This is a genomic window from Microbacterium aurantiacum (assembly GCF_002872075.1).
GTDB lineage: Bacteria > Actinomycetota > Actinomycetes > Actinomycetales > Microbacteriaceae > Microbacterium > Microbacterium aurantiacum_A.
Window position 1 is genome coordinate 202,824 of the sequence record NZ_PGGU01000029.1, and the last position, 23,389, is coordinate 226,212.

At 66.4% G+C, this 23,389-nt stretch carries 12 protein-coding genes; 7 read left to right on the forward strand and 5 right to left on the reverse strand.

The window, feature by feature from the left end; genetic code table 11:
* Nucleotides 1–68 precede the first annotated feature (68 nt).
* The 7 genes from CUR96_RS17960 (at nucleotide 69) to CUR96_RS17995 (ending at nucleotide 14,888) form a co-directional block, all read left to right on the forward strand.
* Nucleotides 69–2,528 carry an alpha-L-rhamnosidase gene (locus tag CUR96_RS17960; RefSeq protein WP_245861497.1) on the forward strand — a complete coding sequence of 820 codons (2,460 nt, stop codon included), beginning with the start codon at nucleotides 69–71 and terminating at the stop codon, nucleotides 2,526–2,528.
* Nucleotides 2,525–4,924, forward strand: a complete 2,400-nt coding sequence (locus CUR96_RS17965) for a glycoside hydrolase family 3 N-terminal domain-containing protein (RefSeq protein WP_102194693.1) — start codon at nucleotides 2,525–2,527, stop codon at nucleotides 4,922–4,924. The genes CUR96_RS17960 and CUR96_RS17965 overlap by 4 nt, the downstream gene beginning before the upstream one ends.
* Nucleotides 4,917–6,443 carry a glycoside hydrolase family 43 protein gene (locus tag CUR96_RS17970; RefSeq protein WP_102194694.1) on the forward strand — a complete coding sequence of 509 codons (1,527 nt, stop codon included), beginning with the start codon at nucleotides 4,917–4,919 and terminating at the stop codon, nucleotides 6,441–6,443. The genes CUR96_RS17965 and CUR96_RS17970 overlap by 8 nt, the downstream gene beginning before the upstream one ends.
* A gap of 259 nt (nucleotides 6,444–6,702) precedes the next feature.
* Nucleotides 6,703–8,418: a PKD domain-containing protein gene (locus CUR96_RS17975; protein WP_219722020.1), complete on the forward strand. Its 1,716-nt coding sequence runs from the start codon at nucleotides 6,703–6,705 to the stop codon at nucleotides 8,416–8,418.
* Between the two features lie 82 nt (nucleotides 8,419–8,500).
* Nucleotides 8,501–10,324 carry a DUF5605 domain-containing protein gene (locus CUR96_RS17980; protein WP_102194696.1) on the forward strand — a complete coding sequence of 608 codons (1,824 nt, stop codon included), beginning with the start codon at nucleotides 8,501–8,503 and terminating at the stop codon, nucleotides 10,322–10,324.
* Nucleotides 10,314–11,264 carry an aldo/keto reductase gene (locus CUR96_RS17985; RefSeq protein WP_102194697.1) on the forward strand — a complete coding sequence of 317 codons (951 nt, stop codon included), beginning with the start codon at nucleotides 10,314–10,316 and terminating at the stop codon, nucleotides 11,262–11,264. The genes CUR96_RS17980 and CUR96_RS17985 overlap by 11 nt, the downstream gene beginning before the upstream one ends.
* Nucleotides 11,265–12,977: 1,713 nt before the next feature.
* The gene (locus tag CUR96_RS17995; RefSeq protein WP_102194699.1) at nucleotides 12,978–14,888 is read left to right on the forward strand and encodes a glycoside hydrolase family 127 protein; all 1,911 of its coding nucleotides are present in this window, start codon (nucleotides 12,978–12,980) and stop codon (nucleotides 14,886–14,888) included.
* A gap of 223 nt (nucleotides 14,889–15,111) precedes the next feature.
* On the opposite strand, the gene CUR96_RS18000 is transcribed toward CUR96_RS17995, so the two are convergent.
* The 5 genes from CUR96_RS18000 to CUR96_RS18015 form a co-directional block, all read right to left on the reverse strand.
* Nucleotides 15,112–16,230, reverse strand: a complete 1,119-nt coding sequence (locus CUR96_RS18000; protein WP_245861500.1) for a Fic family protein — start codon at nucleotides 16,228–16,230, stop codon at nucleotides 15,112–15,114.
* Nucleotides 16,231–16,462: 232 nt separating this feature from the next.
* Nucleotides 16,463–18,106 carry an amidohydrolase gene (locus CUR96_RS18005; protein ID WP_180969099.1) on the reverse strand — a complete coding sequence of 548 codons (1,644 nt, stop codon included), beginning with the start codon at nucleotides 18,104–18,106 and terminating at the stop codon, nucleotides 16,463–16,465.
* Complete coding sequence (locus CUR96_RS18670; protein WP_180969100.1) at nucleotides 18,103–19,350, reverse strand: MFS transporter; 1,248 nt, start codon at nucleotides 19,348–19,350, stop codon at nucleotides 18,103–18,105. The genes CUR96_RS18005 and CUR96_RS18670 overlap by 4 nt, the downstream gene beginning before the upstream one ends.
* Before the next feature lie 48 nt (nucleotides 19,351–19,398).
* A complete protein-coding gene (locus tag CUR96_RS18010; protein WP_102194793.1) occupies nucleotides 19,399–20,427 on the reverse strand; it encodes an agmatine deiminase family protein in 1,029 nt (342 codons plus the stop codon).
* A gap of 67 nt (nucleotides 20,428–20,494) precedes the next feature.
* On the reverse strand, nucleotides 20,495–23,371 hold the full coding sequence (locus CUR96_RS18015; RefSeq protein WP_102194702.1) for an aminotransferase: 2,877 nt from the start codon (nucleotides 23,369–23,371) through the stop codon (nucleotides 20,495–20,497).
* Nucleotides 23,372–23,389 lie beyond the last annotated feature (18 nt).

Consider the following 23,389-nt stretch of genomic DNA (forward strand, 5'->3'; position numbering starts at 1 on the left):
TCGAATACTTCGACGGCGACGTCCTCGGCATAGGGATCGCATCGCCACGTCTGTCCTGGCAGATGCCGATGGCGGCGGCAGGCTTCGCCCAGGTTTCGTACGAGATCCAGATCGATCGCTCCGGTGCCATCGACACGTTCGCGGTCGCGTCCGCGGATCAAGTGCTCGTACCGTGGCCGGGCGCTCCGCTGAGGTCACGAGAGCAGGTCAGCGTGCGCGTGCGGGTCCGCGATCGGTCCGGCAACTGGAGTGGCTGGAGCGAACAGGTGCGCGCTGAGGCCGGACTCCTCGACCGCCGGGACTGGACGGCTCACTTCGTCTCCCCACGCGGCATCGGCGGCGTGGATCAGCCCGCTCCCGTCCTGTCCACGGAGTTCTATCTGCCCGAAGGCGCCGTCTCAGCCCGGCTCTATTCGACGGCGCACGGAATCTACGTCGCCGACCTCAACGGTCACCGCGTGTCCGAGGATCAGTTCGCCCCCGGCTGGACCGCCTACGACGCGCGGCTTCGCTACCAGGTGTACGACGTCACCGCACTCGTCGCGCCCGGGCGCAACGTGCTGACCGCCCTGCTCGGCAATGGCTGGTATCGCGGCCGACTCGGATACCTCGGCGATCGAGGGATCTATGGGGATCAACTCGCCTTCCTCGCGCAGCTCGAGATCACGATGGCATCCGGTGATGTCATCTCCATCGCGACCGACTCGCACTGGCGCGCCGCCGAGAGCGGCATAATCGCGGATGACTTCTACAACGGTCAGACCGTCGACCTGCGGCATCCGTTCCCGCACACTGCCACGCACGATGTCGATGACATCGAAACTGATCACTCTCTCCTCGTTGCCGCCGAAGGGCCGCCGGTCCGCAAAACCCAAGTTCTCCCTGCGCAACGCGTGTGGCGATCACCGTCTGGTCTCACGCTGGTGGACTTCGGTCAGAACGCCGTCGGCCGGGTGCGGCTGCGCGTCCGCGAATCGAGGGCAGGACAGCAGGTCCTTATCCGCCACGCGGAGGTAATGGAGAACGACGAGCTTGGGACGCGGCCCCTGCGGGCCGCGGAGGCGACCGACAAGTTCTTCTTGCGCGGAGGGACGAGCGAGATTCTGGAGCCGCTGTTCACATTCCACGGCTTCCGCTACGCCGAGGTCACGGGAGTGGAGGACCTACGTGCGGACGACATCGAGCTCGTCGTCCTGGGCAGCGAGCTGCGGCGCACGGGATGGTTCACCTCTTCGGACGCCCACCTCAACCAGCTGCACCAGAACGTGGTGTGGGGCATGCGGGGCAATTTTCTGGACGTGCCCACCGACTGTCCCCAGCGCGACGAGCGGCTCGGATGGACCGGTGACATCCAGATCTTCGCGCCCACCGCCGCATTCCTGTACGATGTCCGCGGCTTCCTCAGCTCGTGGCTGGCCGACCTGTCCGCGGAACAGTTGCCGGACGGCACGGTCCCTCACATCATCCCGGACATCTTCAAGAGCGACGTGTCGTCCTGGCCGGCCGCGGCGTGGGGCGACGCGGCGGCGGTGGTGCCATGGGTGCTCTACGAGCGCACCGGCGATCGCGGCATCCTCGAGCGCCAGTTCGACAGTGCACGACGGTGGGTGGATGCCGAACGCGCGCAGGCTGGATCCGACCTGATCTGGCGCAGTGGCCGCCAGTTCGGGGATTGGCTTGACCCGACGGCGCCGCCGGACGATCCGTTTCGCGCGAAGGCCGATCCCGACCTAGTCGCCAGCGCACATTTCGTACGTTCCGCCGACATCGTCGCCAGAATCGCCGCGGTGCTCGGCCGAGCTCAGGAAGAAGCCCTCTACTCTGACCTCGCTGCAGCGGCCCGTAGCGCATTCATCCGGGCGTTTGTCGAACCCGATGGCGCCGTTCACTCCGACTCGCAGACCGCCTACGCCGTTGCCATCCTTTGGGACCTGCTCCCCGACGAGAAGACGAGGGATGCCGCGGGGGAGCGCCTTGCTCAGCTCGTCCGAGACAGCGACTGGCGCATCAGTACGGGATTCGTCGGCACGCCGCTTGTCTGCGACGCGCTCGAGATCACCGGTCACATCGACGACGCGCACCGACTGCTGTTCCAGTCCGAGCTGCCGTCCTGGCTCTACCCCGTCCGGATGGGCGCCACCACCATCTGGGAACGGTGGGACAGCATGCTGCCCGACGGCACGATAAACCCGGGCGAAATGACCTCGTTCAACCACTACGCGCTGGGCGCGATCGCGGACTGGATGCATCGGAGCGTCGCCGGTCTCGCTCCCGCTGCACCGGGATACCGCGAGATTTCCGTCCGGCCACACCCACCCGCACGGCTCGACTTCGCCGAAGCCCGACACGACACTCCCTATGGCGAAGCGATCGTCAGATGGGATCGCACGACCGTCGGCATCGAACTCGCCGTCACTGTACCGGTCGGCACCACCGCCGTCATCGAACCACCCGGCACCGACGAGATTCATCGCGTCGGTGCCGGCATCCATCGCTTCATCTCCCCCCACCAGAAAGACCATCAATGACCCGCAACGACCATCACGACGACGCATCGATGACCGCCGAGTCACGCGCGTCCCAGTTGCTGAGCCGAATGACGCTTCGAGAGAAGTGCTTCCAGCTCGTCTCGGTGCCGCCCTGGTACCTCGTGACTGCAGACGGCAGTCCGTCGAGCAGTGCCGAGGAGTACAACGAGCAGGCCCCCGGCCATATCTGCAATTTCGGCGTCGACGACCCGATCACGATGTCGCGCATTGTGGGCGGCCTTCAACACGCCGCCGTCGACGGCACGCGGCTCGGAATTCCCCTTCTGATCCACGCGGAAGCCCTGAACGGCTTCTTGGCCGGCGGCCACATGGTGTTCCCGACGCCCACGGGCCTCGCGGCGACCTGGAGTCCAGAACTCGTGGAAGCGATGTCGGACATCATCCGCCGTCAGATGAAGCGTGTCGGGGTGCGTCACGCGCTCTCGCCGAATATGGACATCGCCATCGACCCCCGATGGGGGCGCATGCACGAGACCTACGGCGAGGACCCGTACCTGGCCGCTGCCTTCAGCGTCGCGTACACACGGGGTCTGCAGTCCGCTGATCTCGGCAATGGCGTCATCGCGACGGCAAAGCATTTCATCGGCTACGGGCTACCGGAAGGGGGGATCAACCTGTCCGCGTACGAGGGCGGAACACGGCGAACCCGGGACCTGTTCGCGTACCCCTTCGAGGCCGCGATCCAACTCGCCGGGCTCGGGTCGGTCATGAACTCATACGCCGATGTCGACGGTGTGCCTGCGGCCGCATCATGGCCGGTGCTGACAGAGCTCCTGCGCGACACTCTCGGCTTCGACGGGTTCGTGTCCTCCGACTACACGACACTGCAGCACATGGTCACGCGCCAACAGGCCGCTGACGGTCCGGCAGAGGCCGGGCGCCTCGCCATCCACGCAGGACTGGACACCGAGTTTCCCACCCCGTACGGCTACGGTGACACGCTCGCCGAAGAGGTCGCCGCCGGTCGTGTCGACATCAGTGACGTCGACACGTCGGTGCACCGCATCCTCACAGCGAAGTACCGCCTCGGGCTATTCGAAAACCCCTACCCCGCTGAATCCATCGACCTCGCTGCCGTAGCGAGCGAGGGCCGTGACCTGTCTCGCGAACTTGCCCGCCGCGCCATCGTCCTCGCCAAGAACGATGGCCTTCTCCCCCTCGCCGTCGAGTCCACGATCGCGGTCATCGGCCCTCACGCGGACGCGGTCACGTATCAGTTCCCGACCTACAGCTACCCTGCCTTCCGCGACATGACCGTCTTCATGTCTTCGGGCGGGATGGGGAACATGGTCGGTATCGACCCCGGCATGGTCGCCTGGAACAACAGTGTGTTCCCGCCCGTCCCGGTCGAGGAGTATGTGCGGGATCGACTCGGGGCGACCTCGCTCGCCGACGAGATCGCCGTCCGTACGCCGGCGGTGCTCGTCGAGCGGGGCAGCACGCTCACCAGCACGCTTGATGAGGACGCTCTTTCGCGCGCCGTGGAGGTGGCCGCGCGGGCCGACGTCGTGATCCTCGCCCTCGGCGGCGGGAGCTTGTGGTTCAACGGCGAGCGCACCGAAGGCGAGGCGAGCGACTCCGCCGACATTTCCCTGCCGCTCGCGCAGCAGCACCTGGCCGAGGCGGTCGCGACGACCGGCACCCCGATTGTCGCGGTGCTGGTGCAGGGCCGCCCTTACGTACTGCCACGGGCCGTGCGCGATGCCGCTGCCATTGTGATCGCACCCTACGGCGGCCCGTTCGGCCCGGCGGGGGTCGTCGATGTGCTCTTCGGGACAGCGGAACCCACGGGCAAGCTGCCTTACAGCATCCCGCGCCATACCGGTCAGATTCCGGTCTACCATCACCAGCACGCCGGCACCGGTTACCGCAATCCACTGCCGCCGGACGTCGATCGGCACTACCTCGACCTCGAGGCCACCCCGCTATACACCTTCGGTCACGGCCTGAGCTACACCGAGTTCGCGATCACGGATCCTGCATCCGATAGCGAGTTCGCCACCGATGGGGCCGCCCGCATCACCTTCACACTCACGAACGTGGGCGAAAGGGCGGGCGCAACCGTCGCGCAGCTGTACGTCCGGGCCAGCTCCTCCGGAGTCACCCGACCCGCACAGCAGCTGGCGGGCTTTGGCCGTGTGGAACTGGCCGCAGGCGAATCGCGTCGCATGTCGTTCACTCTCGACGCGTCGCAACTCGGGTACACGAACCTCGCGGGCGAGTTCACCGTGGATCCCGGGGTGATCGAGTGGCACGTGGGCCTCGATGCCGACCACCAGGCTGCCGCAGGAACACTGCGGCTCACCGGAGAGTCACGGCCCCTGCGCAGTGCAGACCGCACCTTCCTGTCCGAGGTGGTGATCTCGGATGTCTGAGCAGTCCGTCACGGCGCCTGCACCGCGCGGCCGGACACGCGGCAGCGGCGCGGTGCGCCCCATCATTCCGGGCTTCCATCCCGATCCGACGATCTGCCGAGTGGGCGAGGACTACTACCTGGCGACCTCGAGCTTCGAGTACTTTCCCGGAGCGCCGATCTTCCACAGTCGAGATCTGGTCAGCTGGCGGCAGATCGGCAACATCCTCGACCGGCGGTCCCAGTTTCGCCTCGGCAACGGAGGACCATCGACAGGCATCTACGCCGGCACGCTGCGACACCACGACGGCCGCTTCTGGTTCATCACCACCAACGTGAGCGAGTTCGGAGAAGGACACCTGCTCGTCCATACCGAGGACCCGACCGGCCCGTGGAGCGAACCGATCCTCATACCCGAAGCGACGGGCATCGACCCCGATCTCGCCTGGGACGAGCACGGTACGTGCTACCTCACCTGGCACGTGCTCGACTTCACCCGCGGGGGGTATGGCATCCGTCAGGCGCCCATCGACCTCAACACCGGTCGCTTCCTGGAACCCGCCTACCCGGTGTGGCAAGGGAGCGGCATGGCCGCCGCCGAGGGTCCGCATCTCTACCGGATCGGCGAACACTGGTACCTCGTCCTCGCTGAAGGAGGGACCGAACGAGGCCACTCCGTCACCGTCGCGCGGGCGTCCAGTCCACGCGGTCCTTTCCAAGCGTGTCCCCGAAACCCCGTCTTCACCCATCGCAGCAGCACTCACCCCGTCCAGAATGTCGGCCACGCCGACCTCGTGCAGACCCCCGACGGCGACTGGGCCGCCGTCTACCTCGGCGCGCGCACCCGCGGCTCGACCCCGGGCTTCCATGTGCTCGGGCGGGAAACCTTCCTCGCAGGTGTCGACTGGTCTGACGGGTGGCCCGTCTTCGATGAAGCCAGATACGACGTTCCCGAGGCGGATTCGGGATTCACCGACCGATTCACTGATCCGCGCCTCGATCCGCGGTGGGTCGTTCCGGGTGGAGAGCCGAGCGCCGTCGCCTCCGTCGACGCCGGCGGCCTCCGACTGCGCTTGTCGGAGCGAGGCACGGCGTTGCTGTGTGCGCGCGTGCGGGACCTCGCCTGGTCGGCCGAAGTCGTACTCCACGGCTCGGGACGATTCTCGCTCCGTGTGGACGAACGCCATTGGACAGGACTTACCTACGACGGGGACAGGGTGGTGGCCGAAGTGCGGATCGGAGAGATGCGCCAAGTGCTCGCGACAGCCGCCGGGCCGGGTGGGGAGGTGACGCTCCGCATCCAGTCGACCTCGCCGCTTTCTGCGCCGGTCCCGATCGGCAATGCCGGGCCCGACGACATCGTCCTGTCCCTGGTTCATCCCCACGGTGACGAGGAGCTCGCTCGGCTGGATGGGAGATACTTCTCCACCGAGGTCGCGTCTGGATTCACCGGACGGATGCTGGCATTGAGCGCGCTGCGAGACGACAGCCGGGTGCGGCAAGTGAGCTACCAGCCGATCGTAACCGTCGTTGCGCAATAAACCCGGAACTCGTTGATCGCCCTGAGCGACGGGCTTAGTGTCTGCCGTGGTGATCCGGACCCGCTTCTGGGCGCCGCCCCCGCCACGATCGCGTGGCACCCACCGATGACGTTGGAGAAGTCCCATGACACAACTGCCCCGGCCGCGCCGCGCACCGATTGCGCTCGGAGCGGCGATCGCGCTGACCGCGATCCTCCTGCCCACGATCCCCGCATCGGCCGAATCGTCAGTCTGCGCGCAAAGCAACCCAGGCGCCGCGATGCAGGTGACTGCTGACTGTATAGACGCCCTGTACGCCCAGCCCGTCATCGACGCCGAGACCGACGAAACGTCGCCCGTTCCCCATCACCGCGTCTCGGGGCATTTCGAGGGCACCAACATCCAGTTCAACATCTACCTGCACGCCGAGCAGGACGAAGCGGCCTGGGACGGACGGTTCTTCCAGTTCACCTACCCGGCCGCGTTCGCGCCGCAGCAGAACACCGCGCGCGCTGACGACCGAGCCATCGGGTTCGCACTGGCCAGCGGCGGCTATGCCGTGCAGGCGGGCAACGGCTCCGTCTCGATCGGATACCGGCACACGGCTGCGGCGGCGAAGTTCGCCGAGGGGGTGGCCGCCGACTACTACGGAAGCGACCAGCCGATCTACGGCTACCTTTACGGGCCCAGTGGCGGTTCACTGCAGGTGGTCGGCGCGGCGGAGAACACCGACGGGGTATGGCAGGGCTTCGTCCCGATGGTGCAAGCGGTCCCTCAGCCCACCAGCTACAACTTCCTCGGACGGTCGGCCGCGGAGCTCATCCTCGCCGACAAAGCGACCGCGATCCGGGATGCCCTCATGCCTGGCGGCAGCGGGGACCCGTTCGCGACGCTCGACGAAGCGGAGAGCGCCCTCCTCAGCGAAGTCCACGCGCTCGGCATCCCCTGGAAGGCGTGGGAATACCCCGATTACCTCCTCGGCTACGCGGCGGAGTACTACGGAGCTGGCCTGGCCTCCGACGCCCCGCTCGCGTACGACCCCACCTACGTCGATGACTTCTGGAACACGGAGGGCTACCTCGGTACCGAGCAGTCGCCGCTCGGCGAGCGCGTTCGAGCAGAGTTGGTCGAGATGGGTGACACCATCGCACACCGATGGAACATCGCGAACCGCTTCTACTACCGCTATCAGGTGCCCGCGCAATCCGAAGGGTGGGTCGGACTCGATCAGTTCCGCAACTCCGACGGAACCCCCCTGTACCCTCAGCGCCCCGTGACCGCTCCCGGCTTTTCCGGCTTCGCCTCGGGCAACGCCGCATTCGACGGCTCGGTCAACGGCAAGGTCATTGCGATCGCGAACCTGTACGACACCGACGCGCTGCCGTGGCACACGGACTGGTACGGCGAACGCATCGCGGCGGCGCTCGGCGGCGCAGCCGCGGACACGTACCGCGTGTATTACAACGACCACGCCGATCACCAGGACGCCCCCGTCGCGGGGGAGCGGGCCAAGCATCTCATCAACTGGTACGGCATCGTCGAGCAGGCTCTCCGGGACGTCGCCACGTGGGCGGAAGATGGGGTCGCCGCTCCAGGCTCCACCCGCTACTTGGTCGACGATGCTCAGATCGTCGTGCCCGACCTCGCAGCGCAGCGCGGTGGCCTCCAGCCGACCGTGGAACTGGAGTCGCGGTCAGATCGAGTGGTGAAGGCGAAGGTGGGCAAGCCCGTGAAGCTCTCCGCCGTGGCCCGCACTCCGCGAGGCGGAGGCGAGGTGATTCGGGTCGAGTGGGACTTCGAGGGCGATGGCGAGTACGTCGCCGGAGCGATCAACAAGCCAAAGCAGGTCCTCACGGCGAAGACGACACACACCTTCACTGAGCCGGGGACATACTTCGTGAGCGTCCGCGTCTCAGCCGAGCGCGACGGGAACACCGGCGCTCAGTACGCGCTCCTGCAGAACATCGATCGCGTGCGGGTCGTCGTGACCGAGTGAGGTAGATGTGCGGACGGGGCTGCGGCGCGGCCCCGCCCGCACGGACGCCGACGTACATTCGAGACCAGAGGACGGATCAGTCATGACCACTTTCCATTCACGCTCCGCGCTCAAGGACGTGCTCGCTCAGCCGGACGCACGCGCCGTGGTGGGTGAGATCGCATCGGAAGTGCTCGACTCTGCGCTCGCCAGCAGCGGCGACCCCTTTCCGTTGGGGTCGATCCTTCGCGTCATCCTGGAGCCCTCCGATCCACGTGTAGCGGAACTGCTTGACCGCCTGACGCAGATCGAGGATCTCACCCCGCGCCCGCGGGAAATCCCGCCGATTGTGCCGCCCGCCGACTACGAGCGCGCAGAGACCCCGCGAGCGAGCGCATCGGTCTTGCTCCCGTCCGGCGCCGTCGCGAACCGCATGCTGGAAATCGCCATTGCCGGACCTTCACACGGCAACCCCTTCACCGACGTCGAGCTGGCGGCCCGATTCTCGAAGGGAGACCAGCACGTCGAGGTCGGGGGCTTCTACGACGGCGACGGCCGCTTCGCCGTGCGCTTCCTTCCGATGGAAGCGGGAACGTGGGAGTACGTCACGAGGTCGAATGCGCGGTCGCTCGACGGATTGTCCGGCTCCGTCGAGGTCGATCCGTCCGATAGTCGAGGTCCTGTCCGCGCCGACGGGTTCCACTTTTCCTACCCTGATGGCACGCCATTCACCCCGTTCGGGACAACCGCCTACGCCTGGACCCACCAGGATGACGTGCTGCAAGAGCAGACGCTCGAATCGCTGGCGAAGACCTCGTTCTCGAAGCTGAGAATGGCGCTGTTCCCCAAGCACTTCCTGTACAACACGAATGAGCCGGACCGCTTTGTCTTTCCTCGGACGGACGGTGGCTGGGACCTGGAGCGGTTCGATCTAAAGTACTTCCGAGCCCTCGAGCAGCGTCTCGAGCAACTCGCCGTCCTCGGGATCGACGCCGATCTGATCCTCTTCCACCCCTACGACCGTTGGGGCTTCTCTCAGCTCGGCAAGGCTGCCGACGACCGTTACGTCAGCTACGTTGTGCGCAGGCTCTCAGCCTTCCCGAACGTGTGGTGGTCGCTCGCCAACGAGTACGACCTGCTGCTTGACAAGAGCACGGAGGACTGGGATCGCATCGGGCGGCTCGTACGCGCCAACGACCCCTACGGCCACCCGATCTCCATTCACAACTGGCTGGAAATATGGGACTACGCGTCGGAATGGGCGACCCACTGCAGCATCCAGTACGGCGACGACCTGCGTGGTCACGTGCGGAAATGGCGCCGGCAGTTCGGCAAACCGGTCATCATCGACGAGTGCGGGTACGAGGGTGATCTCGACCAGGGGTGGGGCTTCCTCACGCCCGAAGAACTCGTCAGCCGGTCCTGGGCCGTGGCGATGAGCGGCGGCTACGCCACCCACGGTGAGACCTACTACTCCGACGACGAGACGGTGTTCTGGGCCAAAGGTGGCCGGCTTCGCGGCGAGAGTCCTGCACGTCTGGCATTCCTCCGGGAAATCATCGAAGAATCACCCACCGGTGGAATCGACCCCCTCCCATCGGATTTCGACGCCTCGCGCGCGGGCGTGCGCGGCGAGTACGAGCTCATCTACTTCGGCGCCGGGCAGCCGGCCTTCCGTACGGTGACGATCCCGCAGGGCATGAGCGCACGCGCCGATGTCATCGACTCCTGGAACATGACCGTGGAGCGACTGCCCGGCATACACGAGGGGACGGTCCGGTTCGATCTCCCGGGTCGCCCGTACTGCGTGCTGCGTTTAGTGTCAGCCAACAGGTCGAACCCGACCCGAGCAGACGACATGGAGGTCGTGGGGGCCGCCCCCAGAACGTCTACGGACCCATCGCGGAGAAGCGCAGATGAGCGGTGAAGAGGCCTGGAGTCCGCGTCTGGCTCCGCGGGCGTTGGGTGATTCCGGTCCGTACGTCTCCGAGTTGTGCATCGGAACCAGCCCGCTCGGCGGCATGCCGGCGATCTACGGTTATGACGTAGAGGCTGAGACCGCAATCGCAACCGTCGAGTATGCGATCGAAGCTCCCTCGATCACCTTTCTCGACACCTCCAACAACTACGGCAGCGGCGAGAGCGAACGGCGGATCGGGGAAGCGATCCGCCGGGTCGGTGGACTGCCCAAAGGCTTCGTCGTCGCTACAAAGGCGGACCCCGCTCCCGGTGACAGGGAGTTCAGCGGAGCCCGCGTGCTCGAGTCCTTTGCCGAGAGCCTTGATCGTCTCGGCCTGGAACGCGTACCCGTCTTCTATCTCCATGACCCCGAAGCGTTCGACTTCGATGACCTCATCGCACCGGGTGGACCGGTCGACGCCATGAGGGAATTGAAGAGGCGAGGGTCAGTCGACGTCATCGGAGTAGCCGGCGGTGAGCTAGACGCCATGCGGCGCTACGTGGATACGGGGGCATTCGACATCCTCCTGAATCACAACCAGTACACGCTCTTGGACCGAAGTGCCGACCAACTCATCGATCACGCCGTAGGGTCCGGACTTGCCTATGTCAACGCTGCTCCGTACGCCAGCGGTCTGCTTGCGAAGCCTTGGGTGGATCGGCCGCGTTATCAGTACCGGGAGCCGTCCAGCGACGTCCTCGCTCGGACACGGCGACTGCAGGACGTGTGCGCGAGCTTCGACGTCCCGCTTGCTGCAGCGGCTCTGCAGTTCTCGACGCGGGATCCGCGGGTCACTTCCACGGTCGTCGGAGTGTCCTCGCCCGCCCGCGTCGAGCAGCTCGTTTACAACGCGGCGACGCACATTCCCTCAGAACTCTGGAGGGAGATTCAGGAGATTAAGGAGTGATCGCGCTGCTTCTCATGTCCCGGCCCACCGCATCGCGCGCAGCATCCCGCCCACGCCCGTCCTCGCGCGACATCCGGTGTCCTGAGTCAGCCCACCTCGACACCGGTAGTCATTTCGCCCCGCAGCGGAGTTGTGCGCCCACCATGCAACGAATCAAGGCAAATGAAACGAGGCGGTGTGCCGTGAACCACCCCACCGGATCATCGGAACTGTCCCGCCGCAATGCCCTGGTCTCAGCCACGAGTCTCAGCGCCGAACACCAGCCTTTCGGGCATGACTGGCCATTCGTAGAGGGTTGGACTCTCATCCGGCGGGGACAGTTGATGGTCGAGGCGGTCACCCTGCCGCACGATGTCACTACAGGTGGGGGCTGGTCTGCCGGGGTCAACACAGTCAACCGGGGCGCTTGCCCTCCTGTTGGTCGACATTGGTATGCAAAGACCTTTCGACTCCCCGCCGATGCTGACGAAAACGAGCTCAGCCTTCGATTCGAGCGCCTGAGTGGCGACACCGTCGTTCGCGTGAATGGCCGCGAGGCCGCGCGCTGCAAAGAACGTGACTGCGAGGTGCTGGTCCCGTTGACACCATTCGTCACGCGAGGAGTGCACGTCATCGTCGTGGTCGACGTCGATGGCACCTGCACACCCGAGGGTCGAACCCGCCCCGGACCGGCAATACACCGTCCAGTCTGGTTGCGACGCATCCCGAAGGTCCGCCTCGGTGGCAATGGGACTCAAATCGACGCGGGTCACGCCCCGCAGCGGAGCGTGATCGTTGGCGATGCTCGCCGTTGTTGAAAGCTAGGCCATCGCGATGCTTGCATTCGAGCAGCAGTGCCAACGGGGAAGCCGCAAGAACGTGGGGAAGATCGTTGGAAGGAATACATCGTTGCACCGCCTAGAAATGTCGGGATCCCCGGAATGACGAGGAAAGTCCACCTTCGCGCACCACTGAAAGGTGGTCGCACAAGGGTTCAAACCCACCGTAGGTTGCTGGCTGCGATCGCCTCATCCAAGGCAAGTTTTCATCGTCGCCAATGCCGACTTCGAGGCTCCGATCGTCGCGACGCTCAGGACGAGTCAGGTGTCCCCCAGGTGTCCCCGAGCATCGTGAGGACGTCGATTCTCACCGAGTGTGGAGTGCGTCAAGTGTGTGGAGAGGGCTTCACGGCGCGCCAAGATCTGGCTGATTAGGTGCAAGTTTCCCGCGATTCCGCGGCAGATTGAACCCCAGTGGATTGATCCGGTCGGATCGCCATTTCACCCTGCTAAGGTGGAGAACCCTCACGGGTTCCAGGGGTTCAAATCCCCTCGTCTCCGCCACTAGAACTCCTGGTCAGAGTGTGCTCTTGCTCGGCTGGATCTCGTTCATCGCGGCTCTCAGATCCGGATTCTCAACGTGTGATGTGTACTCATTGCGTACCGTCCGAGGCGCATCCATATCCACGCCCGTTCGCGAAGCCATTTGACAGCCAGTCTTGTGCTCTCCGCTGTCCGCCCCTACACTCGGTCGAAGCGTTTCGACAGCAAGAGCCCTGTACGACACGTCCGTTCTCCTACTTGATGGCGAGTGGAGCCCCGATGTTCGATGCCTTGAACTCTGCGGAGCATCCGGTGGGCTCTGGATTCCGGGGTCCGCCCGGCGTGGACGGTCCCACCTCGCGCGGGCGCGCACTGCTTCCGCCCACCACCGTTTCGACGTATGAAAGGACGCATGTTGACCGGCACTGCGACCCGCTCCCGCCCGCTCGCCATTTCCGACGTGACCATCGCGGACGCCTTCTGGTCGCCGCGCCGAGAGATCATCCACACGTCGACCCTCCCGCAGCAGGAACGCCAGCTCCGTTCTCCCGGACAGCAGTTCGACGCGTTGCGTCTGGCATGGCGCCCGGGAGATCCGCACGAACCGCACATCTTCTGGGAATCGGACATTGCGAAGTGGATCGAGGCTGCGAGCTACGTGCTCGCAGGAGAACACGACCCGCAGTTGGAGGCTTCAGTGGATGAAGCCATCGAACTCCTCGCCGGCGCCCAGGAGGAAGACGGCTACCTCAACACCTACTTCACGGTCGTGCGGCCGGGCGAGCGCTTCACGGATCTCCAGGACGCACATGAGCTTTACTGCGCAGGTCATCTCATCGAAGCAGGCGTCGCCCACTATGAAGCGACCGGCAAGATCGCGCTGCTCAACGTCGTCCGCCGCTACGCTGACCTCATCGACAGGGAGTTCGGACCCGGCGGATCAGCCGAGGGCGGGTACGACGGACACCAGGAGGTCGAGCTCGCGCTCGTGAAGCTCTACAACGCGACGAATGAGGATCGCTATCTGCGCCTCGCCGAACGCCTCATCGATAACCGAGGCACTCAGCCGTTCTACTTCGAAGCCGAACGGGTACGACGGGGCACGCCAGGGTATTTTGACTTCCTCTTCGAGGACCGCGCTCGTCGTGCGGACTGGTATCGGCAATACAACCAGTCGCATCTGCCGGTCCGTGAGCAGACCGAAGTCGTCGGTCACTCCGTCCGCGCCATGTACATGTACAGCGCTATGGCAGATCTCGCGTCGCACAACGATGACGCCGCACTCCGTTCGGCATGCGAACGGCTGTGGAACGACCTGGTCGACAGCAAGCTGTACATCACCGGCGGCATCGGCGCACTTCACTCGATCGAAGGCTTCGGCCCCGCCTATCATCTTCCGGATGCGGACGCCTACGCGGAGACATGCGCGGCCATCGGGCTGGTGTTCTGGGCGCAGCGGATGGCGCTCCTGACCGGCGAAGCGAAGTATGTCGACGTTCTCGAACGTGCGCTCTACAACGGTGTCCTGTCCGGAAGCTCTGAAGACGGAACGTGCTACTTCTACGGAAACCCTCTCGCCAGCGACGGAGACGTTCAACGAAGCGAGTGGTTTGGTGTGGCCTGCTGCCCGCCGAACTTCGCGCGCCTACTGGCATCGCTCGAGCACTACGTCTACGCGGTCGACGACCGCGGCCTGACCGTCAATCTCTATGTCGCCGGCGCCGCGACGTTCGAGCACAACGGGCAGGACCTCACCCTGACGCAGCAGACCCGCTACCCATGGGGAGGGCGGATCGACATGAACGTGGAGACGTCCGCAGACACGGAGGCGACAATCCGACTGCGAATACCCCAGTGGGCGACGAACTGGACAGCCGCAGTCAATGGGAGTCAGGTCGTCCGCGAAACCCAGAGGGGCTACGCGGTGCTCGACCGGACCTGGAGTTCCGGCGACACCATCACGCTCGAACTGAGCATGGAGCCCACACGGGTTTGGGCGGATGCGCGCGTGGCCGCCGCTCGCGGCAAGGTTGCGATCCAGCGTGGTCCGATCGTTCATTGCATCGAGGAGACGGACAATGCGGCGCCCGTATCCGCCCTCGCGCTCTCCCGCGAGGCTCAGCTCCGTGTCATGCACGACCATGCCCGCGGGCTGGACAGCATCACCGCGGGCGGGACGCTCGAGTCGAGGATGACGGACGTTCTGTACACGAGTAGGGAGCCCGAGACATCCGCAATCGACGTCCGTACAACTCCGTACTTCTCGTGGGCGAACCGTGAACGCGGAAGCATGACCGTCTGGATGCGCGAGTCGGCGACCTGACGGGACTGGATCGATCGCCTAGTCTCGAGGCAATTTCCGCGCGCCGCGGGCTGTGCCGCCCGCGTGAGCATGCACCGCGTGAACGGGTGCCGAGAGCTCGTCGCTGTCACGCAACCATCGTCGTATGGGTTTGCGGTACTTCAGGTGGATGCGCGCGAACCCCGCCGTGCCCAGTGCGAACCGGCTGTCCCGTCGGCGGTGTTCTCCCGGATCCACTCGAGCATCAACCCTGCTTCTCCTTGTACATCGCTGCTTGGATGCGGCGGTCCAGGTCGTCGAGTTCGGCCATCACTTCGGATGCCGCCCAGACGCGGTCCTTCTTACGCCCCGTGATCTCCTCGATGAAGCCGGCGCCGACAAGCTGGTCGATCGCCCTGTAGGCGGCTGTGGGGGAACCGGCTGTGGCTTCGATCTCGACGGTGCTCATGACCGGGTGGTCGTAGAACGCCTGGATGAGCGCGGCAGCAGCGGAGTTCGCGCGTGGCTTCAGCTCTGCAGCCCACAGTGCGGGCATCGCCTTCAAGCGGGCGATGGTCTCGCGCGAGCATTCGGCGGCCGCGCGCGTAGAGAGAGCGAACAGGTCGATGAGCGGTGCAGGGTCGCCGAGTCGGTAGGAGCCGAGGGCGGCGAAGTAGTCGTCGCGGCGGGCGAGCAGGCCGCTGGCGAGGGGGACCACTGCGTTTCGGGTGACGCCTCGACGCCGCAGCACGGCGGAGACGAGAGCGCGCCCGATGCGACCGTTACCGTCGGTGAAGGCGTGGATGGACTCGAACTGGGCGTGACCAATCGCGGCCTGCGTCATCACGGGTACGTCGTCCCGGTTGAGGTAGGCGATGAGGTCGTCCATCAGCTCGGGCACGCGTTCGGGCGCCGGGGGAACGTGGAGTGCGTCCCGCGGGGAGTGGTCGCTGCCGCCGATCCAGTTCTGCATGTCGCGGAGGCGACCAGCGTATTCGGATTCCTGGGGGTCGTCAGCCATGAGCGCACGGTGGGCGCTCTTGAGGTGGTCGAGCTCGAAGCGACCGCTCTCGCCGACGTCTGCGATCAGCTCGTGGAGCGCGGCGGACGCCGCGACCATGCTGGTGGCGGAGGGGTTGCCCTTGTTGCCGGCCAGCGCCTTGGCGTAGTCGCGGGCGGAAGCGCTGATGCGTTCGATCTTCGACGAGGCAGTGGACTCGGATCGGACCATGAAGCGACTGAGGGCCGCGGAGTGCCCCTCGGCGTCAGTGTCGGCCTGGGCTACGGCGAGCAGCGCGCGCTCGGTGTGGAGCATCACTTTCAGCGGCGGCAGGTGGTCGAGTTCGCGGATGAACGGCGGAATGGTCGCAGCCACGGACCTCATCATTCGGTCTTCGCGTGTGCCACCGCGAACCTGTTGCTGCCAGGAAAGCGTTTCGACGCGGTGGTGCGGCCACTGCAAGATCCGAACTTGGTCCATAATCGGCAGTTTATCAGCGCAAATCACCACTTGTAGTGGCTAACCGGTAATTCACCGGATTTCGCACTGATGCTCGAAGGCAGCTCGGCCGTGCTCCTCGTCGTCGCACTGATCGCGGCCGCGTCCGACAGGCAGCTCAAACGGCTGAGGACGCGTCGCGCCGGTACACGACCTCTCCGCCGGTGACGGTGAACGCGACGGCGTTCTCGCGGAAACCGTCGGCTTCCAAGGGGTGTCTGTCGAGCACGACGAGGTCGGCCAGGTATCCCGGTTGCAGGCGACCGATGCGGTCGTCGGCCGCGAACGAGGCCGCCGAGTCGATCGTTGCGTGTCGCAGCGCGGAATCACCGGCGACGGCGGACTGCGGGGTGTGGGCCGGCAACTCCGGGTCGATCACGGATCGTCGCGTCGTCGCGATGTACAGATTGTCGAGGGCCTCGTGAGGCGCGGTCGGCGCGTCGGTGCCGAACGCCATCAGGGCGCCGGCGTCGCTGAACGTGCGCCACGGATATCCGCGCTCCACGCGGTCATCGCCGAGCTGCGCACGCCAGTTCGGCTGGATCGCCGGGTCGGCGTGCACGGGCTGCACGGATGCGGTGATCCTCGAGGCGGCCATTCGTGCGGGAGTTCCGTCGGACACCACCTCCAGATGCTCCAGACGAGGGCGCCGATCCCAGACCGGGTTCGATTCGATGACCGACTCGAGCACGTCGAGGGCGACGTCACTCGCCAGATCGCCGATCGCGTGCATGGCGATCCGGAGACCAGCGGCGTCGGCTGCCAGTAAGACGGTGCGCAGCCGTGCCGGGTCCCACATCAGGCTTCCATTGCTTCCGTCGGCATACGGATACGTCATCGCGGCCGTGCACGCGTCGATGACGCCATCGAGCACGAGTTTGATGCCGATCATCGCGACCCACTCGGATGACTCGGTGCTGGCGTCGAGCGCACGACTGACCTGCGCCAGATTCTCGGCGTCGTCGCCGGTGTCGAACACGAGCCAGTGCGCAGATACGCGAACGGGCAAGGAGCCACCGCGTGCGGCCTCGGCGGCCCGCAGCGCCTGCCATCCGGCGTCATCCATCCCCATGTCGACGACGGATGTCACGCCCGCGGCGGCGAACGCGTCAAGGGCGCGGAAGACCGATTCGACGCGGTCGGCGTCACTGGTCGTCGCGGTGAGATGGGCCCAGCCGATCTCGTGCGCAGCGCGCTCGTACAGCATCCCGGCCGGCTCGCCCGACGGTGACCGCGAGAGCCGTCCGCCCGCTGGATCCGGCGTCGTGGCGTCGATCCCGAGGGCATGGATCGCCGCCGTGTTCACCCAGACGGAGTGCATGTCGTTGGAATCGAGGTAGACCGGGAGGTCGGAGACGACCTCATCGATCATGGCGGCCGTCGGCTCGCCGTCGATCGAATCGAACAGCCATCCTTTGCCGCGAAGGACGGTGGCGTCCGCTCCGAGACGATCGCGTTCAGCGCCGATCCTCTTCTGGATCTCCTTCAGGTTCGCGGCGTCGGTCAGAGCGACGTTGGCCAGGCTCTGCCCGGTCCACACGAGATGCACATGCGAGTCGACGAAGCCGGGCAGCAGCACCTTCTCCTTCGCGTCGATGACGATGTCGCCGGCGGCAGGCGTAACGTTCCCGCCGACCGACGCGATCCGCCCGCCTTCGATGACGATGGTCGTCGGTTCCCCCTGGGCGGCGGAGACACGCGCCGCATCGGTCTGACCCGGGTCGACGATCCGGGCTCCGGTGATGATGGTCCGGTCGCTCATCGCGACACCTCCTCGGTTGAGACGGGCGCCTGCCCGTCGGCGATCTCTCGTCGCTCCACGCGCGTGGAGATCCGCGCCACGATCACCATGGGCACGACCAGGATCCAGCTGATGAGTGCGATCACCCATCCGAAGCCGGGATAGCCGAACGTCTCGGCCAGCCATCCGCCGATCACCGGCGAGAAGCTCGAACCGAACAGGTAGACGCCGATCGCGGGTCCGGAGAAGCGGCCGTTCGCGTCCAGCGCCGCTGCCGTAGCGATGAACAGCAGGAAGACCGCCATGTACGCCGTGTTCCAGGCGATCAGCACGGTCGTGTAGACGGTGGGGTCGGTCGTGAGCGCGGCGATCAGCTTCAGCGCGCCGCCGGCGATGAGCAGGATCGCCAGAGGGACTGCTCGTCCGAGCTTGTCGCCGATGAAGATCAGCGCGATCGCTGCGACGAGTCCGCCGGCGCTGGAGGCGCTCAGCACCAGACCCAGTCCGGCATCCGAAAGGCCGGACTGATCGGCACCCATGACGCCGGCCAGCGCCCACACCGAGTCTTCGCTGATCGCCCAGAGCGCGTACATGATGAGCAGGGCGATGCCGGCGATGGTCACCGTGCGATTCGCCCGCGCATCCGCGGGCTTCGCCACCAGCACGGCTGCCGCCGCGATCACAGAGCCGCCGGTCTGGATCGGCGCACGCGGCAGCCACGTCGCCGCGAAGAGGAGTGCGAGCGACGCGCCGGCCACGAGACCGAACACGCTTCCGCTCGTGATCCCGATCAACGGCACCACCGCCAGGACGATCGTCACGACGCCGCGGTTCACGAGGCCGTTCGCCGCCGACATCCGATTCGGGTTGCGGAGCGCGGCAAGCGCGGCGCCGCTGGACGAGAGAGCGCCACCGGCGCCTGCACCGCCCACGATGACGGCGAGGATGGTGGCGACGTCGCCCGGGTTGAATGCGGCCACGGCGAAGGCCACGGCGGAGATCGCCAGACCCAGCCGCGCGACGAGGACTCGCCGCGACCCCTCCGCCAGACGGGTGGTGGCCACGCACGCCACGGCCGTGGCCAGCAGGCACCCGGTCATCACCGCACCGGCCTCGGTCACTCCGAGCCCCACCGACTGCTCGAGAGCGATGACCATGAAGGGCAGCAGGTTGGCGGTGAGCAGCCCCAGCACCGACAACCCGAAGGTGGAGATCGCCCGCCTCGTATTCAGGGACAGGCGTGCGTCGTGATCGGCAACCGTCATGATGACCTCGTTTCCCGGCTTCGTTGCCGGATCGGTGGGGGGAACAACTCAGCCCACGGCGGGCAGAGCAGGTTGCTGCTGGGTGATGCAGTGGATGCCGCCGCCCCGGTCGAACAGCGGGCGGGCGTCGACGGTCGTGACCGTACGACCGGGATACGCATCGCTCAGGATGGAGCGAGCGCGGGCATCGGCGGCCTCGTCACCGAAGCCGCACGCGATGACGCCGCCGTTGACGACGAGGTGATTCACATAGCTCCAGTCGACGAAGCCGCTCTCGTCGCGAAGCGTCGACGGCGCGGGCAGGGAGGTGATCTCGACGGAGCGCCCGAGGGCGGCGAACTGGCTCTCGAGCTCGCCGCGGAGGACCTTGACGACCTCGGCGTCGGGGTGCGCGGCGTCGAGCTGATCGTGCAGGAGGACGTGATCCGGCGCGGTGAACGTCGCGACGATGTCGACGTGCCCGTTCGTGCCGAGGTCGTCGTAGTCGCGTGTGAGGCCGCGCGAGAGCCAGATCGCCTGATCGGCCCCGATCGTGCGGGCCATCTCGGTCTCGACGCGCGCTCGGTCGGCGAACGGATTGCGCCGAGGATCGAGCTGCACCGTGTCGGTCAGCAGAACCGTTCCTGTCCCGTCGACGTGCAGACCACCGCCCTCGGCGACCAGGAGCGAGGAGATGATCTCCGCACCCACGGATTCACCCACGAACCGCGCGATATGGGCCGACTTCTGCCATTCCGCCCACGCCGGGGACCCCCAGCCGTTGAAGATCCAGTCGACGGCGCCGAGGACACCGGGTCGGTCGGCGTCGACGACGAACGTGGGTCCCATGTCCCGCATCCAGAATTCATCGACCGGCGCTTCGAGGATCTCGATGGATGGATCGAGCATCCGCCGGGCGCGCTCGATCTCGGTCGGATCGACCACCATCGTGACGGGTTCGAACTCGATGATCGCGTGGGCCACCGCGGTCCAGGCCGCATACCCTTCTTCTCGTGCGGCAGCGGTGTCGCCGAGCGTGAAGCCCTCGCGCGGGAAGGCCATCCATGTGCGGGTGTGTTCTGCGGTCTCTGCGGGCATGCGCCACATGAGGGGTCCTCTTTCTCGGTCGGATCTCGTGTCGGGGTGAGGGGAGCGGGAGGGGAGGTCACCACCCCGTCGCGAGTACATGCGCGACGGCGTCGGCGAAGTAGTCGACGGACTCGCGGGTGACGCACAACGGTGGTTTGATCTTGAACACGTTGAGATGATCGCCCGTCGGCTGCATGATGACTCCCCGCTCGCGCAGGCGATCGCAGATGGCGGCGGTGGCGCTGGTCGCCGGCTCGAGGGTCTCCCGGTCGAGGACGAACTCGAGCCCGAGGTAGAGCCCGGACCCGTGGACGGCCCCGATGATCGGATGCTCGTCGGCCAGCGCCTCGAGCCGGGCCTTCAGGTGCGCCCCGACCAGCCGGGCGTTCTCCTGCAGTCCCTCATCGCGGATGATGTCGAGCACCGTGAGTCCGATGACGGACGAGACGGGAGAGCCGCCGGTGGAGGAGAAGAAGTACCCCTGCGTGCGATAGCGGTCGGCGATCTCGCGGCGGGTGATGACCGCGCCGATGGGCTGGCCGGCTCCGATCGACTTCGCGACGGCGACGACGTCCGGCACGGCATCCTGCTGCTGGAATCCCCAGAACCACTCGCCGAGTCGGCCGAATCCGACCTGCACCTCGTCGGCGATCGCGATGCCCCCGTGACGGCGGATCGCCGCGTAGACCTGGCGCAGGTAGCCGTCGGGGAGAGCGACGCCGCCTGCGTTGCCGAAGTACGTCTCGCAGATGATCCCGGCAGGCTGTTTCCCGGCCGCGGCGAGGCCGTCGATGAGGTCGACGGCCTCGACCGCATACTTCGCGGCGTCGGCGCCCCGGTGCGTCCCGCGGTACGAGTTCGCGGCATCGACCGTGTGCACCCACTCCGGTCGGGTGGTGAGCGCGGAAGGGTTGTCGGCCACAGAGGTGGACACCGCGTCGCTGGCGAACGTCCAGCCGTGGTACGCCTCACGCATCGCGACCATGTCCTTCCGGCCGGTCGAGGCCTGTGCGATCCGAATCGCCAGGTCGGTCGCCTCGGAGCCCGAATTGACGAGGAACACCGTGTCGAGCTCGTCGGGAAGGGTCGCGGCGATCCGCTCCGCGTAGTCGGCGATCGCCCGGTAGTGGAACCGAGAGTTCGTGTTGATCAGACGCAGCTGTCGATAGGCCGCCTCGGCCAGGCGCGGGTGTGCATGGCCGACGGATGCGACATTGTTGACCATGTCGAGGTACACGCGCCCGTCGACGTCGATGAGGAACTCGCGCCACCCACGCTCGATCTGCGGCGGCCGGGTGTAGTAGTGCTCCTGGACCTCGGCGAGGACGGACTCTCTGCGGGCGAGGGCATCGTCGCGGTCCTCGGCGGCTCCTGCGGAGAGGCCGAACGCGGGACCGGGGTCGCCCAGCACAGACCTCCAACCGGCCGCCATGTCGGCGGTGACCTGTTCCGGAGCCACGGATGCCGCGCCGCGGTGCCGCTGCACGAACAGGCGCGTACCCGCGGGGAGATCGAGGGACTCGGGGGAGGAAGGCAACCCGGAGATCGTGATCGTCTCGCCGCCGACCGCGACGGCGAGCGTGCCGGGTCGGATCAGCGTCACCTCGCCGATGCCGCCGATCGTCGACGGCTTCGCAAGCCAGAGGCTGAGGCCGGTCGGGACCGTCGCGGGTGCAGCGGGCGTGCGTGTTGAAGCGCCGGTGAGTACGGCACTCCACGCCGGAAGGAACACCGCGTCCGCGCCCGTGCCGAGCGCGTCCTGCGCCGCCGTCTCGAGGGCGTCGGGCCGTAGCCAGTTCCCCTCATCGTTGAGAGGGGACACGGTGCCGCCGTCGAGCCCGATCGCCCGATCGAACGTGAGGAGCGGAACGCCGGGCCACGTCTCGTCCGGGCGGGGAGAGCCGCCCAGAGCATGACGGATCGCTCGGGTCATCACGGGGGCAGGAACGGAGGCCGCCACCTGGAGGATCCGCATCTCGCGATCCAGCGCGACATCCGCGTACGTGTTCGACTCGTCCAGGCGCACCTGCTGCCGACCGCTGAGCACGAGCACGGCGCCGCGGAGCACGACGAGCGGCCACAGCGCTGCGAGCTCGTTCTCATCGAGCGGACGCCGGGCGTGGAACTCCCTGATCGCGGGAAGCGTCGTCGCCGGCGTCGCGCCGTCGTGGTGCAGCAGAGACGACAGCGTCACCGCGATCTCGGCCACCCGCCACGAACGGACCACGTCGCCGAAGTCGATCACGGCGTCGGGCAGCGGATCACCCTCGCGGTGCAGCACGTTGTCGTCGGTGATGTCGAAATGACCGGACTGGAGCGGCAGCGACTCCGCCACGGGGTCGAGGGCCTGGAGGGCGTCATCCGTCGCGATGCGGACGAAGTCGCGGACGGCGGTATCCGGCTCCAGGGGGAGCAGCGTGTCGATGACCCGACTGGCGTGCCGAAGATCCCATTGCAGCACGCGCCCGGTCGCGTCGTGCTCGAAATCCGCGAGCGCCAGGCTGACCTTCGCCGCCAGCTCTCCCATGCGCGCGACGACGGCCGGTGACAGATATCCCGATCCCATGAGCGTCTTTCCGGCGATGTTCTCGATCACTCGGGCATGGATGCGTCCCTGTGACGTGTTCCACCAGGTGCTCATCGGTCCGCGCGGACCGGTCACCACTCGGGGAACCCTGAGCGTGGGCTCGCGGTCGGCGACGATCGCCGCCGCCTCATCCTGCATCGAGATCTCGGACTCGATGAAGACAGGGTTGCTGAGCTTGAGCACGCCCAGCGGATCGGATGACCCGTGCGCGAAGACACGGAAGTTCTGGTCCTGCTGGCTGCCGAGGGATTTCACCTCCACCTCGATCCCGAAGGCATCGGCGAAGAGCAGTCGCACCTCATCGTCGTCGAGGGTCGGCGAGGGCAGTTCGACATGTTCGAAGTAGTCGAAGAACTCGTGCGACATGATCTCTCTTCTCAGGTC

What these genes read in the sequence shown, in the direction of transcription:
- CUR96_RS17960 (WP_245861497.1), top strand. Translation starts at nt 69, where the DNA reads ATGGCGGCGGCAGGCTTCGCCCAGGTTTCGTACGAGATCCAGATCGAT.
- CUR96_RS17965 (WP_102194693.1), top strand. Translation starts at nt 2,525, where the DNA reads ATGACCCGCAACGACCATCACGACGACGCATCGATGACCGCCGAGTCA.
- CUR96_RS17970 (WP_102194694.1), top strand. Translation starts at nt 4,917, where the DNA reads ATGTCTGAGCAGTCCGTCACGGCGCCTGCACCGCGCGGCCGGACACGC.
- CUR96_RS17975 (WP_219722020.1), top strand. Translation starts at nt 6,703, where the DNA reads ATGCAGGTGACTGCTGACTGTATAGACGCCCTGTACGCCCAGCCCGTC.
- CUR96_RS17980 (WP_102194696.1), top strand. Translation starts at nt 8,501, where the DNA reads ATGACCACTTTCCATTCACGCTCCGCGCTCAAGGACGTGCTCGCTCAG.
- CUR96_RS17985 (WP_102194697.1), top strand. Translation starts at nt 10,314, where the DNA reads ATGAGCGGTGAAGAGGCCTGGAGTCCGCGTCTGGCTCCGCGGGCGTTG.
- CUR96_RS17995 (WP_102194699.1), top strand. Translation starts at nt 12,978, where the DNA reads ATGTTGACCGGCACTGCGACCCGCTCCCGCCCGCTCGCCATTTCCGAC.
- CUR96_RS18000 (WP_245861500.1), bottom strand. Translation starts at nt 16,230, where the DNA reads ATGAGGTCCGTGGCTGCGACCATTCCGCCGTTCATCCGCGAACTCGAC.
- CUR96_RS18005 (WP_180969099.1), bottom strand. Translation starts at nt 18,106, where the DNA reads ATGAGCGACCGGACCATCATCACCGGAGCCCGGATCGTCGACCCGGGT.
- CUR96_RS18670 (WP_180969100.1), bottom strand. Translation starts at nt 19,350, where the DNA reads ATGACGGTTGCCGATCACGACGCACGCCTGTCCCTGAATACGAGGCGG.
- CUR96_RS18010 (WP_102194793.1), bottom strand. Translation starts at nt 20,427, where the DNA reads ATGCCCGCAGAGACCGCAGAACACACCCGCACATGGATGGCCTTCCCG.
- CUR96_RS18015 (WP_102194702.1), bottom strand. Translation starts at nt 23,371, where the DNA reads ATGTCGCACGAGTTCTTCGACTACTTCGAACATGTCGAACTGCCCTCG.